This is a genomic window from Pseudomonas sp. KCJK9000 (assembly GCF_046230725.1).
Classification (GTDB): Bacteria; Pseudomonadota; Gammaproteobacteria; order Pseudomonadales; family Pseudomonadaceae; genus Aquipseudomonas; species Aquipseudomonas promysalinigenes.
Window position 1 is genome coordinate 1 of record NZ_JBJJLN010000150.1, and the last position, 354, is coordinate 354.

Here is a 354-nt window from a genome sequence, read left to right on the forward strand (position 1 = left end):
ATTGTCCGCCACTGGCACCGTCCAGGAAGGTGGCAGCATCGTCTACACCGCTACCCTGACCAATCCGGCTGGCAGCGAGATGACGATCACCTTGAGCAATGGTGCCGTGATCACCATCGCCAAAGGCCAGACTGAAGGCAGCGTTTCGTTCGATGCGCCAGCCAACACCGTCTATGTCGATGCTGGCAATGTCAGTGTGAATGTCACCGCCACCACCGGGGGTGACTTCGAGAAGCTGGACGTCAGCCCAGCGCCGGCTGTGACCGCAATCACCGACACCATCGATACCTCGACGGTGACCTTGACCGCGACCCCAAGCGTGACCGAAGGCGGCACCGTGGTGTACACCGCCAC

Annotated in this window: 1 protein-coding gene; it reads left to right on the forward strand. The window is 61.3% G+C overall.

The features are described from left to right. Positions 1–354 (forward strand): immunoglobulin-like domain-containing protein (locus ACK59H_RS23025; RefSeq protein ID WP_409265002.1); only part of this gene is annotated, 354 nt, incomplete at both ends.